18 protein-coding genes are annotated in these 16,735 nt (G+C 70.3%); 11 read left to right on the plus strand and 7 right to left on the minus strand.

What is annotated here, in order from left to right; all coding sequences use genetic code 11:
• Positions 1-274: 274 nt before the first annotated feature.
• From N1028_RS06125 to N1028_RS06135, 3 genes are read right to left on the minus strand one after another with little or no spacing between them, the layout of a single operon-like run.
• The gene (locus tag N1028_RS06125; protein WP_259525975.1) at positions 275-1,204 is read right to left on the minus strand and encodes a metal ABC transporter permease; all 930 of its coding nucleotides are present in this window, start codon (positions 1,202-1,204) and stop codon (positions 275-277) included.
• Positions 1,201-1,950 (minus strand): metal ABC transporter ATP-binding protein, encoded by a 750-nt coding sequence (locus N1028_RS06130; protein ID WP_259525977.1) that lies wholly within the window; start codon positions 1,948-1,950, stop codon positions 1,201-1,203. Before N1028_RS06130 ends, N1028_RS06125 begins: the two co-directional genes overlap by 4 nt.
• The gene (locus N1028_RS06135) at positions 1,947-2,870 is read right to left on the minus strand and encodes a metal ABC transporter substrate-binding protein (protein WP_259525978.1); all 924 of its coding nucleotides are present in this window, start codon (positions 2,868-2,870) and stop codon (positions 1,947-1,949) included. The genes N1028_RS06130 and N1028_RS06135 overlap by 4 nt, the downstream gene beginning before the upstream one ends.
• Before the next feature lie 107 nt (positions 2,871-2,977).
• On the opposite strand from N1028_RS06135, the gene N1028_RS06140 reads away from it, so the two are divergent.
• Positions 2,978-3,328: a hypothetical protein gene (locus N1028_RS06140; protein ID WP_259525979.1), complete on the plus strand. Its 351-nt coding sequence runs from the start codon at positions 2,978-2,980 to the stop codon at positions 3,326-3,328.
• Here the strand turns inward: N1028_RS06140 and N1028_RS06145 are convergent.
• Together N1028_RS06145 and N1028_RS06150 are read right to left on the minus strand one after the other, a co-directional pair.
• On the minus strand, positions 3,325-3,726 hold the full coding sequence (locus N1028_RS06145; RefSeq protein WP_259525980.1) for a VanZ family protein: 402 nt from the start codon (positions 3,724-3,726) through the stop codon (positions 3,325-3,327). The genes N1028_RS06140 and N1028_RS06145 overlap by 4 nt on opposite strands.
• A gap of 44 nt (positions 3,727-3,770) precedes the next feature.
• Entirely contained in the window at positions 3,771-4,739 is a 969-nt protein-coding gene (locus N1028_RS06150; protein WP_259525981.1) for an NAD(P)-dependent oxidoreductase, read from the minus strand.
• A gap of 110 nt (positions 4,740-4,849) precedes the next feature.
• On the opposite strand from N1028_RS06150, the gene N1028_RS06155 reads away from it, so the two are divergent.
• A complete protein-coding gene (locus N1028_RS06155; protein WP_259525982.1) occupies positions 4,850-6,073 on the plus strand; it encodes a sensor histidine kinase in 1,224 nt (407 codons plus the stop codon).
• On the plus strand, positions 6,070-7,284 hold the full coding sequence (locus N1028_RS06160; RefSeq protein WP_259525983.1) for a hypothetical protein: 1,215 nt from the start codon (positions 6,070-6,072) through the stop codon (positions 7,282-7,284). The genes N1028_RS06155 and N1028_RS06160 overlap by 4 nt, the downstream gene beginning before the upstream one ends.
• Positions 7,285-7,309: 25 nt before the next feature.
• On the opposite strand, the gene N1028_RS06165 is transcribed toward N1028_RS06160, so the two are convergent.
• Complete coding sequence (locus tag N1028_RS06165) at positions 7,310-8,179, minus strand: TetR/AcrR family transcriptional regulator (RefSeq protein ID WP_259525984.1); 870 nt, start codon at positions 8,177-8,179, stop codon at positions 7,310-7,312.
• A gap of 228 nt (positions 8,180-8,407) precedes the next feature.
• Here N1028_RS06165 and N1028_RS06170 point away from each other — a divergent pair, with 228 nt between their 5' ends.
• The 6 genes from N1028_RS06170 (at position 8,408) to N1028_RS06195 (ending at position 14,620) form a co-directional block, all read left to right on the plus strand.
• A complete protein-coding gene (locus tag N1028_RS06170) occupies positions 8,408-9,235 on the plus strand; it encodes a hypothetical protein (protein WP_259525985.1) in 828 nt (275 codons plus the stop codon).
• 41 nt (positions 9,236-9,276) lie between these two features.
• Positions 9,277-10,230 (plus strand): ThiF family adenylyltransferase, encoded by a 954-nt coding sequence (locus tag N1028_RS06175; protein ID WP_259525986.1) that lies wholly within the window; start codon positions 9,277-9,279, stop codon positions 10,228-10,230.
• Positions 10,231-10,528: 298 nt separating this feature from the next.
• Entirely contained in the window at positions 10,529-11,275 is a 747-nt protein-coding gene (locus N1028_RS06180) for an ABC transporter ATP-binding protein (protein WP_259525987.1), read from the plus strand.
• Positions 11,272-12,639, plus strand: a complete 1,368-nt coding sequence (locus tag N1028_RS06185) for an FtsX-like permease family protein (RefSeq protein WP_259525988.1) — start codon at positions 11,272-11,274, stop codon at positions 12,637-12,639. The genes N1028_RS06180 and N1028_RS06185 overlap by 4 nt, the downstream gene beginning before the upstream one ends.
• Before the next feature lie 74 nt (positions 12,640-12,713).
• On the plus strand, positions 12,714-13,931 hold the full coding sequence (locus N1028_RS06190) for a sensor histidine kinase (protein ID WP_259525989.1): 1,218 nt from the start codon (positions 12,714-12,716) through the stop codon (positions 13,929-13,931).
• Complete coding sequence (locus tag N1028_RS06195; RefSeq protein ID WP_259525990.1) at positions 13,928-14,620, plus strand: response regulator transcription factor; 693 nt, start codon at positions 13,928-13,930, stop codon at positions 14,618-14,620. Before N1028_RS06190 ends, N1028_RS06195 begins: the two co-directional genes overlap by 4 nt.
• 25 nt (positions 14,621-14,645) lie before the next feature.
• Here N1028_RS06195 and N1028_RS06200 read toward each other — a convergent pair whose 3' ends face one another.
• Positions 14,646-14,888 carry a hypothetical protein gene (locus N1028_RS06200; protein WP_259525991.1) on the minus strand — a complete coding sequence of 81 codons (243 nt, stop codon included), beginning with the start codon at positions 14,886-14,888 and terminating at the stop codon, positions 14,646-14,648.
• 274 nt (positions 14,889-15,162) lie between these two features.
• On the opposite strand from N1028_RS06200, the gene N1028_RS06205 reads away from it, so the two are divergent.
• Positions 15,163-15,549 carry a VOC family protein gene (locus N1028_RS06205; RefSeq protein ID WP_259525992.1) on the plus strand — a complete coding sequence of 129 codons (387 nt, stop codon included), beginning with the start codon at positions 15,163-15,165 and terminating at the stop codon, positions 15,547-15,549.
• A 42-nt stretch (positions 15,550-15,591) separates the two neighbouring features.
• The gene (locus N1028_RS06210) at positions 15,592-16,659 is read left to right on the plus strand and encodes an Rv2578c family radical SAM protein (protein WP_259525993.1); all 1,068 of its coding nucleotides are present in this window, start codon (positions 15,592-15,594) and stop codon (positions 16,657-16,659) included.
• Positions 16,660-16,735 lie beyond the last annotated feature (76 nt).

A 16,735-nucleotide genomic window follows, 5' to 3' on the forward strand; every position in this document is an offset into this window, starting at 1 on the left:
GTGCTCAACGAGTTCCAGGTGCTGCCGACCCTCAGTGAGTTCACCTACCAGTGGGCGTGGGTGGTCAACATCGGAACCTGGATGGCGCTGACCGTGCAGCTTCTCTTCCCGCTCGCCCTGCTCTGGAAGCCGAGCCGCTACCTGTTCGTGGCCCTCATCACGTTCACGCACCTCGGCATCGCGGTGCTGCTGGGTCTCTGGCCGTTCTCGCTGGCGATGATCGCGGTCGACCTGCTGCTCATCCGCGATGGCTCGTGGCTGCGGCTCGGCGCCTTCATCCGCGAGCGGGCGGCGCGGTTCGTTCCGGATGCGCCGGCTGCGGCAGCACGCCGAGGCCCGGTCCTGGCCTCCACGGCCCGAGACGCCCGCGACCGCGCACCCGTCCTCGTCGACTGACCAGCTGCACGGCGTACGCCACCGCGAACGCCGCCGCCTGCGCCAGCACCACCATGCCGCCGGAGGCGGTGTCGAGGTAGTAGCTCGCGTAGATGCCCACCACCGAGCACCCGGCGGCGATGACGGGCGCGATCACGAGCATCCGCCCGATCCGATCGGTGAGGAGGTAGGCGGTGGCGCCCGGGATGACGAGCATCGCCACCACGAGGATGACCCCCACCACCTGGAGCGCCACCACCGCGGTGAGCGCGAGCACGCCGAGCAGCAGCGCGCCGAGCAGGCGCGGTGAGAGGCCGATGGCGTGGGCGTGCGTGGGGTCGAAGGCGTAGAGGGTGAGATCGCGCCGCTTCAGGATGAGGACGGTCAGGGCGATCGCACCGAGCACGACGATCTGCAGCAGGTCGATCGCCGAGACCCCCAGCACGTTGCCGAAGACGATGTGGTTGAGGTCGGTCTGGCTGGGGGTGACAGAGATGAGCACGAGCCCGAGGGCGAACAGCGTGGTGAAGACGATGCCGATGGCGGCGTCCTCCTTGACGCGGCTCGTGTCACGCACCACGCCGATGAGCCCCACGGCGAGGAAGCCGAACACGAGCGCGCCGACCGCGAACGGGGCGCCCACCACGTAGGCGAGCACGACCCCCGGGAGCACGGCGTGCGCCACGGCGTCGCCCATGAGCGACCAGCCCACGAGCACCAGCCAGCACGACAGCACGGCGCACACAACGGCGGCGAGCACGGTGGTGGCGAGGGCCCGCAGCATGAATTCGTAGCCGAGCGGTTCGAGCAGCAGATCGAGGATGTTCATGCCACCGACTCCTCGCCGAGCCCGAACGCGCGGGCCAGGTTCTCGGGCCGCAGCACCTCGGTGGTGGCAGCGTGCAGCAGCACCCGCCGGCGCAGGAGCACGGATTCGGTGGCGAGGCCGGGCAGCGCCTGCAGGTCGTGCGTGGAGACCAGCACCGTGCATCCGCTCTCCGCCCGCTCGGTGAGAAGGCGCACGATGGTGGCCTCTGAGGGCTTGTCGACCCCCGCGAAGGGCTCGTCGAGCAGCAGCACCCTGGCGCCCTGGGCGAGACCGCGTGCCACGAAGGCGCGCTTGCGCTGCCCGCCGGAGAGCCGCCCGATCTGGCGGTCGGCGAGCTCGGTGAGCTCGACCCGGTCGAGAGCCTCGTAGACAGCGGCCCGATCGCCGCGCCGCGCCCGCCTGGTGAACCCGAGCCGACCGTAGCGGCCCATCATCACGACCTCGCGCACGCTCAGCGGGAACGCCCAGTCCACGTCCTCGCTCTGCGGCACGTAGGCGAGGTCGCCGCGGCGCCGGGCCTCCCGGATGCCGCCGCCGAGGATGCGCACCTCGCCGGTCTGCGGGCGCACGAGGCCCACGAGGGTCTTGAAGAGGGTGGACTTGCCCGATCCGTTCATGCCGATCAGGCCGCAGACACCGCCCGCCGGCACGCGGAGGGTGACGTCGTCGAGGGCGAGCACGTCGCCGTAGCGCACGGTGAGGCCCGATGCATCGATCGCCGGTTCGACGGCCGCATCGGTGTTCATCGGCCGACCCCGGTCAGCCCGGCCACGATCGTCTCGGCGTCGTGGCGGATGAGGTCGAGGTAGGTGGGCACGGGGCCGTCGACCTCCGAGAGCGAGTCGACGTAGAGGGTGCCGCCGAAGCGGGCCCCGGTGGCTTCGACCACCTGGCGCATGGCGCTGTCGGAGACGGTGGACTCGCAGAAGACCGCCGGCACCTCGTTCTGCTCGACGAACGCGATCGTGCCGGCGATCTGCCGCGGTGTGGCCTGCTGTTCGGCGTTGACGGCCCAGAGGTACCGCTCGGTGAGGCCGGCGTCACGGGCGAGATAGGAGAAGGCGCCCTCGCAGGTCACGAGCGCCCGGTGCTCGTCCGGCAGGGTTCCGAGAGACTGCACGAGGTCGTCGTGCACCTCCTGCAGCTCGGCCTTGTAGGCCTCGCCCGAGGCCTCGAAGGCCGCCGTGTCGACGGGGGAGAGCTCGGAGAACGCCTCGACCATCGTGTCGACGTAGCCCTGGACGTTGAGGGGGGACATCCAGGCGTGCGGGTTCGGCATCCCCTCGTAGGCGTCCTCGGCGATGGGGATCTCGTCGACCCCGGCGGAGACCACGACGTGCGGCACGTTCACGGATTCGACGAACCGGCCGAACCACGCCTCGAGGTTGAGACCGTTGTCGAGGATGAGGTCGGCCTCCGCGGCGGTGCGGATGTCGCCGGGGGTGGGCTCGTAGCCATGGATCTCGGCACCGGGCTTCGTGATCGATTCCACGCGGAGGCGGTCGCCCGCGACGTTCCGCGCGATGTCCGCGAGCACGGTGAACGTCGTGAGCACGACCGGGCGGTCGTCGTCGGATTCGGCAGGAGCGGTGCAGGCGGAGAACAGGAGGGAGGTCGTGGCGGCGGCTGCGACCGCGGCGACGAGACGAGGCGCACTTTTAGGCATACCTAAAAAGCTATCAAATATTTCGGCATCCCTAAAAGATGGCTGTGTCAACCCTGACAGGAGATTCGCCGGTCGCACCTATGATCGAGCCAAGGGGAAGGATGATCATGCCGTATCGCACGATGGAGCTGCTGCAGCTCTGGATGGACGAGTTCATCGCCACCGACCCCGACGCGGGCTGCCGCCTCGACGTGCTGCGCCACGACGGCGACACCGGTGAGGACACGGGTCTCGTGATCGTGCGCCTCCAGTACGCGTCCACCGACGTCTACCTCCAGGCTGCCGGCCCGGGCGACACCGCCTGGGAGGTGCACTTCGGTCCGCGTCCGAACGACTTCGCGCTCCGGGCCGAGGGCGTCAAGCTCCTGTCGGAGGAGCTGTCGGTGGCCGCCCGCCTCTGCGTGTTCCTCGAGGACAAGTCGATCGCCCATCTTCGGGCGCTCGAGAGCGCCGTCTAACGCGCCCGGCGCAAGAAGAACACGCCCGCGGCGATGGCTCCGAACAGAGCCCCGAGGGTGTTCGCGATGACGTCGTCGACGGTCGCGAACCGATCGGGCAGGAACACGAGCTGGAACGCCTCGATGCCGGCCGAGAGCCCGAACCCGATCAGGATGGCGAGCCCCCACAGCCGCCGGCCGAGCACGACGCCGATCAGCAGCCCGAGCGGCACGAACATGCCCACGTTGGCCAGGAACTCCACCTGCCGATAGCCGAGGAACATCAGCACGTTGCGGTCGTGCAGCGCCTCGAGCACCCGCATGATGGCCCGGTTCGCGCCGCGGTCCACGGGCGTCGGCCACGCGACGATCACGAGCACCGCCATCGAGTAGACCGCCAGGAGTGCGGCGGCGGCCACGCGCCACCGCGTGTCAGGGGCGGATGCTGTGCTCGGCAGGGCGTTCAGGTCGTCTCCGTCTCGGCCGGGTTGACCTCGATTCTAGGCTCGCGCAGCGGTGTGCCCGCGCGCTCCTCGAGCAGGCGCGCCACGAGCAGTTCACCGTCGGCGGGGCCGAACCGTTCGAGTGCCTGCCGGTGCAGCTCGGCCACCTGCTCCGACAACTCGAACGGCACGCCGGTCTCGGCGGCGAGCGAACTGAGCGTGTCGAGCTCCTCGACCACCCGGTCGAGCCCGAAGGCGGGCATCCAGTCGCCCCGCAACACGGCCGGGTAGTCGCGGCTGAGCATCGTGCTGGCGCCGGGCCCGTCGGCCAGCATCCGGTGCAGTCGCGCGGGTTCGAGACCGAGCGAGGCGCCGAGCAGCATCGCCTCGGTCACGGCCGCCACCTGCCCGAACCACAGCAGATTCGCGAGCAGCTTCACCGTGCAGGCGTCTCCGATGCGGTCGCCGGCCACCGTGATTCGGCCGACACCCCCGACACCGCCGCCGACGCCGCCGCAGAGCGCCTCGAGCAGTGGGTGCGCTCGATCGATGGCCGCCGGATCTCCGGAGACGGTGAATCCGAGGGTCGCCGTCTCGGCCGCGGCGGGTCCGCCCGTCATGGGAGCCGATACGAGAGCGATCCCCGCCGATCGCGCCCGTCCCTCCGTCGCCGCGAGCACCCGCGGGTCGTTGCTCGTGAGGTCGACCCACAGTGCGCCGGCGGGCAGGGCCCCGATGACGTCGTCGGCGCTCGCCTCGAACTCACCCGGGCCGGGCAGCACCGTCACGAGCGCATCCGCACCCTCGGAGGCCTCCGGCACGCCGTCTGCGAGCTCGAGCCGCGCCGAGTCGCCTGTGTCGTCCACGGCGCGAACCAGTGCGCGGCGGCGCTCCCCGCGCGGATCGAAGGCCACGACGGTCGACCGCTCCGCCAGCGCCCTCGCTATGGGCAGTCCCATCCGGCCGAGCCCCAGAACACCGATCCTCATGGGCACCACGCTAGACGGATCCCGGCGGGGTGCGCTCCCGAGGCGGCCGCCTCACCGCGGCTGTGCCATCATCGAAACAGGATCGTGGGGGTGCGATGGCGGGGGCGACAGTGCAGGCGGACACCAGATCGAGCGCTGCCCTGGCCCTCTCGAGCACGACGCTCGCCTTCGGCAGCACGGCCCTCCTGATCGCCGCGCTGCTCGTGGTGATCCGCAACGTCAACTCGCCCGCCCACAACGTGTGGCCGGCGCTGCTCCTGCTCGTGCCGCTCGGCGCCCTCATGATCGTGAGCCACCACTGGCGCCGCCGCTGGATCATGCTCCTGCACCTTCTCGTGGGCCCCGCCTGCATCGGGCTGTACTCCCTCGTCATCCTCGAGAACGCGCCGGAGCAGATCGTCGAGTCCCCGTTCATCCTGGCGTTGCCCCAGATGGCGTTCGTCTCCACCGTGGCCCCGAACGTTCTGGGGGTGCGCTCGATCGTCCACATCGCCCTCGCCTACGTGTTCGGGCAGGTGGCGGTGCTGCTGGCGGCGGTCACGGTGGGGCGTTTCCCCGCGTTCGACTTCCAGACGGCGGCGGCGACACTCGTCATCCTCGTGGTGGCCGTGTCGAACCTCGTGCTCCGCCGGCGTGCCATCCGCGACCGGCGGGCGGTCGAGCGTGCGCGGCGCGAAGCGGAGGCCATCGCCTACCAGCGCGAGCTCGAGGCACAGGTCGTGGCGCTGTTCCACGACACGGTGCTGAGTGAGCTGACCGTGCTCGCCGGCCGGCCGCCCGGCCCGCTCGAGCCGTCGCAGCTGGCGTCGATCGAGCGCGATCTCACCCTGATCGTCGAAGGCACCTGGTGGCCGGGGGACAGGGCCGGCTCGGAGGGCGGTGGGAGCACCGACGGGCAGCTGCCGGCCGCCGTCGCCGAGACCGTGCGGGCCGCCCGCGCCCAGGGGATCGAGGTGGAGGTGCTCGGCGACCTCGGCTCGCTCCAGCGTCTGAGCTCCGCCACCACGACCGCCCTCGCCCTCGCGCTCGGTCAGGGGCTCGTCAACGTCGAGCGGCACTCGGGGGTGCGTCGTGCCGAGATCGTCGTCGACAGCGCCGCGGAGGCCGTGGTCGTCATGCTCGCCGACCCCGGGGCGGGGTTCGATCCGGCGGGCGTGCCCGGCGACCGTCTGGGCGTCTCCCGGTCGATCCTCGGCCGCATCCGCGATGCCGGAGGGCAGGCCCAGCTCTTCACGGCGCCGGGCGACGGCACGGCGTACATCCTCACCCTCCCCGTCACGCCTCCGACCGCCTCGCCGGCGATCGACCGCGCCGTCGCCGGAGGCTCGCGATGAGGGCGGCCCTCGCGATGCGGGGGTTCCTGCACTGGCGCGGCACGGCCCAGCGCTTCGATCCGATCACCGCCGGCAGCCTCTACCCGCTCATCCGTGCAGCTCTCGCGGGACTGCTCGTCTACGCCCTCATCCGCACTGCCGGCGCAAGCGATCTGATCCACGACCCGCTCTTCGCCGCCGCCGCCCTCCTGTTCGTCGCCGTCTCCGCCCTCGTCGTGCTCATCGGCACCGATCCGGTGCGCAGCCCCATCGGCTTCCGCGGCTTCGTGGTCGCGGTGGCGGCCATCGTGCTGGCCTCCGTCTCGTCGAGCCTCAGCAGCTGGGGCGCCTCCAACGTCATCTGGGACGACTGGGGCCCGCTCGCGGTGGGCCTCATCCTGCTCTGCTGCGCGGAGTTCCGTCCGGGCCGCGACCTCGCAGCGGCGACGGTGGGTGCCGCGGCCGTGGTGGGCGCGACGAGTGCGCTCGAGACGAACTCCATGCCGCTGCTGGCGTCGCCGCTGACCTCGGCACTCATCTCCGCCACGCCCGTGCTGCTGTTCGGCATCGCGTCGTCGGTCTTCTCGTACCGCATGAGCCTGTCGCTGTCCCGCTCCATCGAGGAGGTGGCCCGAGAGCAGGGCCGGCTCTCACGCCGGGTGCGGGTGCGGCTTCGCGAGCTGATCCGCGATCTCGGGCGCGATGCGCTCTCGGTCGAGCTCGTGCCGTTCCTCGAGGGCGTGAAGGAGCGCGGTGAGGTGACCGAGGCCGATGTGCGCGAAGCTCGGCGCATCTCGGCGGTGCTGCGATCCGTGCTCATCACCGACATGGCGCTGCCCTGGCTCGACCGGCTGCAGCGCACGCATCCGTCGGTGCTCGTCGTGCACGACCCCGAGCGGCTGTCCGAGAGGCTTCCGCAGGAGCAGAAGGTGGCGCTCAGGGCACTCCTGACCGCGCTGGTGTCCGCGGCCGAGCGCGACCCCGATGACGTGGGCTCCGAGCCCGAGGCTGCCGTGCAGGTGCGCCTGACCCGGGCGGGGCGGCACCACAGCATCCTCGTGCGCGCCTCGTTCGCGGAGGGTGAGGCGAGGCTCCGCCACCGCTTCGGCACCTTCATCACGGTGATGAACGCGGTGTTCCAGCGCTCGAGTGTCACCTACAGCGCCGGTGAGCTCCGGATGCTGTACGCCTTCGACGGCCCGGACCCGGCCGTCAGGGACGCCCTGCCCTAGAGCAGACCGCGCCGCTCGCGACGGCTCAGTCGTCGGCGCCGAGCGCCCGGCTGCGGGGCTGCACGAGGGGGATCTCGTCGATGCCGCCCGAGAGCCTGGCGATGGCGGCCTCGGCGTCGTACGCCGGGTCGGGCACGAGGAAGGCGTTGATGATGGCGTGGTACGAGATGGCCGCGAGCGAGACCTCGGCGGGCCGGCCCTCGTTGTCGACCTCGTAGCGGGCCTCCACGAGGTCGGGGATGGTGGTGCGGGCGATGCCGAGACCCTCGATGATGGCTGCGGCGGCCACCACGAGCGGGCGCCAGTCGTCGTGCAGATCGGGGCGGAGGCGGTAGCCGACCGCGGGCACGATGTTGCGGTAGAACACCTCCATCTGATCGAGGAACGCCAGCTCGGAGTTGCGGAGCGCCTCGATGATGCGCTCCCGCACGCGCGGGTCGGGGTAGGAGAGGGCGGTGCTGGAGAGCGCCACGTAGGTGCGCCACTGCACGGAGGAGGTGACCGATTCGAAGTTCTGCTCGGCGGCGAGCCCGGTGACGTCGACGAGGATGCGGCGGCGGCCTTCGGGGGTGCGCAGCTCATCGGCCCGGAAGCCGAGGTACTCCCACGTGGCCACGAGGGACTCCTCGTCGGCGCGGCCGGGCGAGACCTGGTTGGCGACCTCGCTCAGGAGCTCCTCGAAGAACGCCTCCTTCGACTCCCAGATGCGGTAGACCGAGCTCCTCGGAACCCCCGCCTCCTTGATGAGGTCGTCCATCAGCATGTGCTCGAATCCCACCGTGAGGCCGTTGGCCTGCACCAGATCGAGGGCCGTGTCGAGCAGCTTGGTGCGCACTTCGTCTTTCGGCACGCGCGTTCGTCCCGCTCCGGACTTCGTCCAGCTGTTCTCCGACATTGTTGCCCCTCTCGAATACATCTTGGGACATGTCGTCCCAAGTTGCAAACGGGTTCGGGCGCTTCTATGCTCGGTCCATCGGCAGCGTGCCCCCAGTGACCACGCCGGACCGCCCACCACCCCCTGAAAACGGAGGATTCGAAGTGCTCCGGATGACGACTGCCTCAGGGTTCGCGAGGGGGAAGCTCTCCGGTGTCGCGGATTGATCGATCGGTCAGCAACGCCGCGGTGATCCCGGTCGTCGCTGGGTCGCCCGCCTTCGTCTCCGAGCCTGAGGCCCGCCTCGCCACCGGCATCATCGCCGTCGACGGCGTCCCCCGCCCCGGTTTCGAAGACGCCTACCGGCAGCACTTCGAGCTGCGCCGGCGCGTCTACGTCGACCAGACCGGCCAGCTCGACCCCGCCGACCTTTCCGACGACGGCACCGATCGGGACGACGACGACGCCCGCTCCGTCACCTTCGCGGTGCTCGAGAACGCCCCCGAGGGAGTGCGTATCGTCGGGGTCGCCCGCACGATCATCAAGGGGGCCGACGGGGTCGACCGTCCCCTTCCGGTGGAGGAGTTCTGCCCCGAGCTGTTCGCCGAGCATCCGCTGGCACTCGGCAGCGTCGAGGTCTCGCGCGTGATCGCCCGGCACGAGCGGGTCGCCATGCAGGAGCTGGTGCAGTGGCACCTGTTCGCGCTCATGTCGGCCTACTTCTCCTCGCACGAGGTGGGGCGCACGTTCGCGGTGATCGAGCCGTGGCTCGAGCGCCACCTCGCAGGCATGCTGTCGATCTCCCGCATCGGCGAGCCCCGCTACATCGAGCACTACCTCGACTACAACCTGCCGGTGGAGTTCGACCTGCCGGGCGCCGAGGAGCGCATCACCGAGCGGAACGCCACCATCCTGGGACAGCTCGCGGCCGCCGACGGGGCGCTGGAGTACTTCGGACGCATCTCGCGGGCTCAGCGGGAGGCTGCGATCGCTGCAGCTGCCGAGGCCTCCGCCACCCCCGCCGACGGCACCGCTCGGCCGAACCTCCTGGCCGAACCTCTCTCCGACGCGGTCTGAGCGCGCCGAGCCGTGCGCATCCCGTCAGCCGAGTGCAGAGCATGAAGTCGCTCGACGCCCTCGAGTTCTCTCGCAACTACGGGTTCTGGAGCGAGGCCGAGCAGCAGGCCCTTCTCTCGTCGCGGGTGGCCATAGCGGGGGTCGGTGGCGTCGGCTTCCAGGTGGGCTCGAAGCTCGCGCGCATGGGGGTCTCGAACTTCTCGATCGCCGACCCGGAGGAGTTCGAGCCGCAGAACGCCAATCGCGTGCCCGGTGCGAGCAGCCGCACCTATGGCCGCTCCAAGGCCGAGGTCTTCCGCGAGGAGGTGAAGGCGATCAATCCGGATGCCACGGTGCACGTCTACCGAGACGGCGTCACGGTCGAGAACGCGGACGAGTTCCTCGCCGGCGCCACCCTCGTCTTCGACGAGTCCGAGACGACGCATCCCGAGATCGGCACCACGATCGCGCGGGGCGCGAGGGCCCTCGGCATCCCGAACCTGCTCGTGGTGAACGTGGGCTTCGCGGCGACGGTGACCGCCTTCCATCCGGGCAGCCGGTTCACCTTCGAGCGCTTCATGGGCCTGCCCGAGGGAGCGCCGCTCGACGAGATCGCGGCCTCGACGGTCGACTTCTCGCGCTTCCTCCCTTACGTGCCGCCCTACAGCGACCTGAGGGGGCTCGTGGCGATGACCACGGAGGGCCCGGACGGCACGCGACCCTCGCTGCCCTCGATCGCGCCCGGCGTCGACCTCGCGAGCGCGCTCGGCACCACCCAGGCCTTCCTCCACCTCACCGCCGCCGCGGGCGTCGCCAACCGCCGCCGCCGGCCGATCTGGGCGCCGCGCCTGGCCTACCTCGATGCCTACACCCTCCGCGCTCGCGTGCTCCGAGCCTCCCGCGCCACCCACTGGCGCCATGTGCTCGCCGCAGCCCTCCGCGACCGCACCCACCGCAACCCCCGCGCGGCCTACACCCACGCCGACATCGCCCGCCGCACCCCGCCCGCCCCCTGAACCGAGTTGCGGCCGTGGCCGCTCGTGCTGCGCGGGGGGAGCGCTGCTCCTACCCTCGGTCGGTCATCGAGCTGAGGCGCAGCCTGCGTTGCTGGCCCATCGACAGCTCACCGATGCGCTTGCTCGATGCCGCGGCTCGGAACGTTCGACGAGCGCGGTGGGCCTCACTCAGCCGTCAGAGGAACAACAGATGCACCCCTCGATCGTCGTGTGCCACCTCGGCCGTTCGCAATCGGTCCGCCGACGATCAACCCCTGGTTGGCATCGGCGGTGACCTTCGCGTCCCTAGCGTCGAAGCATGAGTATCGACCCGGGTTCTTCTGCTGCCCCCGACGGGCGACACCGCCTCGTCGCCGAGGAGAAGGCTCGGTTGTCGGTCAGAGGTGTTCTCGTCCGGTACGGCGAGGCCGTCGCGTTGGACGGCGTCGATCTGGCTGTCCACGACGGCGAGTCGGTGGCGATCATGGGGCCCTCGGGATCGGGAAAGAGCACGCTGCTCCACGCGATGGCAGGCATCATCAGCCCCGACGAGGGAACGGTGACGCTGCGCACCCGCGATGGCGTCCGAGAGCTCGGCGGATTGTCGGACGCCGCGCGATCGGCACTGCGTCTCCGGGCGTACGGGTTCGTCTTCCAGCAGGGCATGCTCATCCCGGAGCTCACGGCGGCGGAGAACGTGGCGATGCCTCTGCTCCTGACCGGCACGGGGAAGAGCGCAGCGGTGAGGCATGCAACACGCCTCCTGGAGGAACTGGGCCTGGCGGGGCTCGAGGGCCGCAGGATCGGCCAGCTCTCGGGGGGTCAGGCGCAGCGTGTGGCGATCGCTCGAGCCCGCGCGACGGATGCTCAGATCGTCTTCGCCGACGAGCCGACAGGCGCGCTGGACTCGAGGACGGCATCGGAGGTCTTGGACGTCCTGCTCGCAGAGACCACGGCGCAGGGACGGGCCCTGGTGGTGGTGACGCACGACGAGGACGTGGCGAGCCGGTGCTCACGAGTCGTTCGGCTGAAAGACGGTCGCATCATCGGAAGCGACACGCGGTGAGCGCACGGGACTCAGCGAACGGCCGGCTGTCGGCGCTGTGGCTGCTGGTCAGGCCCGCTCGCGGTGATCTCGCGACGACGGCGCTGCCCGTCGTCGCGTTCGCCGTGATCTCCACGGTGGCGCTCGGCGTGGTGGCGCTGGCGCAGGCGTACTGGAACGCACCGGACCCCGAGGGCTTCGGGCAGTACCGCATCCTCGCGGCGGGGATGCTGGCGGTGCTGGTGGTGCCCGTCGGCACGCTCGGCGCCGCCGCCGCGCGTCTGTCCGCGCGTCGTCGCGAAGACCGACTCGCGACGCTGCGGCTGATGGGAGCCTCCTCGTCCTGGGTGCGCGGAGTCGCGCTCGTCGAAGCAGCACTGGTCGCGGCCGCGGGCGCACTCCTGGGGCTCCTGCTCTACCTGCCGCTGACGACCCTCCTCTCGATCATCGACGTCGTCGGCACCCCGCTGGGTTCGGTGGGTGCCTGGCTGTCGTTGCCGCTCGGAGCAGTGCTCCTGCTCACCGTCGTGCTGGTCGCGGTGGTGAGCGCCGGCGCGAGCCTCCGACGCGTCCTGATCTCCCCGCTCGGTGTGCGCCTTCGCGAGAGCGCTCCGCGGATGCACTGGCTGCGCGTCGTGATCGCGGTGCTCGTGGTGGGCGTTGCCGTGCTCGTGCTGCAGCTGACGTCGGTCAGCTGGGGGGCCGTGGGAGTCACGGCGGCACTGGTCGTGGTGCTCGTCGCGGTGATGGCGGTGCTGAACGTGCTGGGCCCGTATCTCGTGGGGCGTCTCGCTCGGCGCTGGCTCGCGCGCTCGAGCGATGCCGGAACGCTGATCTCCATGCGCGGGGTGCTCGAATCACCGCAGGCGGCGTGGCGGCAGGTGTCCGGTGTCGCGTTGGCCGGCTTCGTCGCGGTGCCCGCCGGCTCCGTGCTGGGCTTCCTCGACACCGTGCAGAGGCTCTCCGATGCCGTGACGACCGAGCAGATCCTGTTCTTCGGCGACATCCGGCTCGTCGTGGTGGCCGCTGTCGCGGTGTCCTTCCTGCTGGTCGCCTGTTCGGTGGGTGTCACCCAGGCGGCCGCGGTGATGGAGCGTCGAGCACTCTTCGTGGGCCTCGACCGCCTGGGCATGCCGTTCTCCGTGATGGACCGCGCGAGGCACCTGTCGGTCAGCACCCCACTTCTGGTGGCGGCCATCGTGCCGTCGCTCATCGCCGCACTGCTCGTGGCGCCCGTCGTCGGGATCTCGGTCGTCACGGCGCCTCTGTTCATCGTCACGGTTGCGGGCTGCATAGTCGCCGGCGTCGTGCTGGTCCAGCTCGGCGTCGTCGCAACCGCACCCGTGCTGAGGCGCGTCCTGACGCAGCCGGATCGCGCGCTGTGACCACTGCAGTTCAACCCACGAGAAGGAGCGCAGGGGAGAATGAGAGCGCAGCTCGGGAGGGAGGTCGCAAGGGTATGAGTGCTCGTTCAGCCCAGCCGGTCGTGGAGGCCGCAGAGGTCGACCGCGTGCTCGCCACGCGGCTGCTGCGCTGCTTCACTGCTCATCGGAGTGTGGTCGACGGGCTCGTCGTTTCGACGTGCTTCGTGGTCCAGACGCTCGTGCTCGTGCTGCCGGGCGCTCAACCGCTCTGGCCGGGGCTCGTGGTGGTGATCGTCTCGTGCGTGCTGCTGCTGTGGCGCCGTCGGTTTCCGCGGGCGATCCTCGTCGGAGTGGCGCTGGTGAGCACGGTGGGCCTGCTCCTGCCCAGCCCCGTCGCACTGCTGGCACTGCCCACCGCCGTGGCCCTCGGCACCGTGGCCTCCATGCTGCCCATCGGGACCGCGCTCCTGGGCTACGCGGTCGTCGTCGGCCTGCCCGCTGCAGGGGCTCTCGTCCGCTTCCTGACGACCGGGGCGACCGAGGCGCCCTCGTTGCTCGACCCGCTGGCGTTGCTCGCTCTGGCGCTGGGGTTGGCGGCCCGCGGTGCGACGCAACGCAGGGAGGCTCTCACGGAGATGGTCAACCAGCGGCTCATCACGGCGCGGGTCGTGGAGCGGCAGCGCATCTCAGCGGAGATGCATGACATCGTCGCGCACTCCCTGTCGACGATGATCGCCCTCGCCGACGGGGCATCGAGTGCCTGGCAGAGGCATCCCGAGCGGTCGGCCATCGCTCTGAACAGACTCGGCGATGTCGGGCGCGGCGCGCTGGCCGACATGAACCGGATCCTGCAGGTGCTCCGTGAGGACGACCCGGTCCTGGACGAGAGACTGCACCATTCGGGACACAACGTCCCGGAGGTGGAGGAGCTCGTCGACGTCCTCCGCAGCGCAGGGATGCCCGTCAGGCTCATCCGCTCCGGGGAAGCGATGCCGGGCGACCCTGCGCTGTCGACGACGGTGTACAGGATCGTCCAGGAGTCGCTCACCAACGTGCTGCGCTATGCCGCGGAAGCCACGCGAGTGGAGGTCGGCATCGACGTCGCGGGCGGCACCGTCGCGGTGCAGGTCATCGACGACGGCCGCGCCGGCACCCACCGGAGCCGAGTGCCGAGTCAGGGGAGCGGGCAGGGGCTGCTCGGCATAGCAGAGCGCGCCGCCGCGTATGGCGGAAGCAGCGCAGCAGGCCCTCGCGAGGGCGGGGGCTGGTCGACGAGCGCCACTCTGCTCTTCGACCGTGGAGCACCTGAATGACGGCGATCGCTCCCTCGCCGATCCGAGTCCTCGTGGTCGATGACCAGGAACTCGTCCGGATGGGCAACGCGCTGACGCTGGACTCCGCGGCCGACATCGAGGTCGTGGGCGAGGCGGCGACGGGGGAGGAGGCGATCCGGCGCACCCGGGAATGCAGACCCGACGTCGTTCTCATGGATGTGCGGATGCCCGGCATGGGCGGCATCGAAGCGACCAGGATCATCACCACGGCTCACCCGGCCACCCGCGTTCTCCTACTCACCACCTTCGACGTCGACGAGTACGCCTTCGGCGGCCTCGACGCCGGCGCCAGCGCCTTCCTGCTCAAGAGCACCCAGCCGGACAGGCTGCAGCAAGCTGTTCGAACGGTCCATGCCGGCGAGGCCGTCGTCGAACCGAGGATCACCAGGCATCTCGTCGAGCACTTCGCCTCGCGGGGGCGGCAGCGCGAGGGTGGGGGAGAAGGCGAGACGGCCCATCCGCTGGCCCCGCTCAGCCCTCGCGAGCTCGACGTGTTCGGCTGCATCGTCGCCGGGCTGTCGAACAGCGAGATCTGCGAGACCCTCCACCTCTCGCCGGCCACGGTGAAGACCCACGTGAACCGCATCTTCGCCAAGCTGCGCCTGCGCGACCGGGTCCACGCGGTGATCCTCGGATACGAAATCCGGGGTCGGCGGCATCCGGGCTAGGGGCATCCGGCCCCGGCTCGCGGTGTCAGACGGCGATGCGGGCGATGGGACCCGTGACATCGGCGGGGGTGTAGCGCTCTGCCGCCTCGTCGGGCGTCGCAAAGGGCCCCGACCACGCGAACCGGTCGTGCCGGTGCGCGAGCTTCATGTACCAGCCGTCTTTCATGAGGTAGACGGTGGCGAGCGGGGCGCTCGTCTCGGGGTCGTCCTCGACGTGGCAGAGGATCGCGAGGGCGTCGTTCTTGCGATGGATCACAATCTCGTTCACGAGACCGACGATACAGACCTGAGGGGCGCGCCATGTTACGGGGAGAATAAGAATCGGGGCGGCTGCCACGCCGGTTCCCGACATGGTTCGTCAACCCCTCATCCGAGGGGTCCGCGACGGTGTAATGTGAGGCCGACGGGGACGTCAGCGACGCCTCTGCTCCATGGCCGTAAGGGTAACGGCACATCATGGCTGAGGGGTCGACGTCTCCCTGCGGGATGAGAGTATCGGGTCCTCTCATCCCGCTAAACCTTTTAAGGGCAGGGAGGAACGCGTGCAGCTCCGGGGCGTGCATCACATCGCCGTCATCGCCACCGACTACGAGCGCTCGAAGGCCTTCTACTGCGGCGTGCTCGGCTGCACGCTGCTGCGCGAGGTGCACCGGGCGGATCGCGATTCGTGGATGGGTGACCTGGCTCTGAACGGCAGCTACCTGATCGAGCTCTTCTCCTTCCCGTCTCCGCCCGCGCGTGCAACCTGGCCAGAGGCCACCGGGCTCCGGCACCTCGCCTTCGCGGTCGAGTCCGTGGCCGAGGCCCGGCGGGAGCTGCTGGCTGCGGGGGTGCGCTGCGAAGAGGTGCGGACAGATCCGCACACCGGCAAGCAGATGATGTTCTTCTTCGATCCGGACGATCTCCCCCTGGAGCTCTACCAGGTGTGAGCTTCACCTTGTGCGACATTCGAAACTATGTTCGAATGAAGCATGCGCTGGAACCAGCAGTCCCTCGACCAGGAGGCACCCGCGGCCCTGCCCGGCCTCGCGAGGCTGAGCAACCTCGTGCGGAGCGTGCAGACTCCGGAGTTCGCCGGCATCACCTTTCACGAGGTGCTCGCGAAGAGCGCCCTCAACCATGTTCCGGGCACGAGCACGGCCATGCCGTTCGCCTGGACCGTCAACCCCTACCGTGGCTGCTCGCACGCTTGCGTCTACTGCTTCGCCCGGCCCACCCACCGCTACCTCGAGCTCGACGAGGGGGCCGACTTCGACCAGCAGATCATCGTGAAGGTCAATGTCGCGGAGGTCCTTGCCCGGGAGGTGGCGAAGAAGAGCTGGCAGCGTCCTGCGGTGGCGCTCGGCACCAACACCGATCCCTATCAGCGCGCCGAGGGCCGCTACGCGCTCATGCCGGGCATCGTGAGCGCGCTTGCGGGGTCGGGAACGCCGTTCTCGGTGCTCACGAAGGGCTCACTGCTCCGGCGCGACCTCGACCTGATCGCCACGGCCGCCGAGTCGGTTCCGGTGTCGATCGCGATGTCGATCGCGGTCTACGACGACGAGCTCCAGCAGTCGATCGAGCCGGGCACCCCGAGCACGAAGGCGCGACTGGCCACGGTGGCGGCGGTGCGCGAGAAGGGCCTCGACTGCCAGGTCTTCCTCATGCCCGTGCTGCCGCTGCTCACGGATACGCGTGAGCACCTCGACCACGCGCTCGCCTCGGTCGCCGCCTCGGGCGCCTCGAGCGTCGTCTACTCGGCGCTGCACCTGAAGCCCGGCGTCAAGCAGTGGTTCCTCGCGTGGCTGGCGCGGGAGCATCCGGAGCTCATGGCCCCGTATGCGCGCATCTACGCCAAAGGCCCTTATGCGCCGGAGGAGTATCGGCGGTGGCTGGGTGAGCGGATGCGACCCCTGCTGCACAAGCACGGGCTCGATCGGTCGCGGCCCGCCGTGGGCACGGGCGGGCCGGCGTTCCGCGCGGCGGCCCGTCGGTTCCGGGAGCACGGGCAGGTGGGGTTCGGGCCGGCCGACGACACGCAGCCCGTGCTGTTCTGAGGGCCGGGCCGCTCCGACGTGAGGTGCACTCCGTTGAAGAAAGGAGCGACCGGCCGCGGGGATGGGGGGACCTGGC

Origin of the sequence: Herbiconiux oxytropis (assembly GCF_024979315.1) — a bacterium.
Classification (GTDB): Bacteria; Actinomycetota; Actinomycetes; order Actinomycetales; family Microbacteriaceae; genus Herbiconiux; species Herbiconiux oxytropis.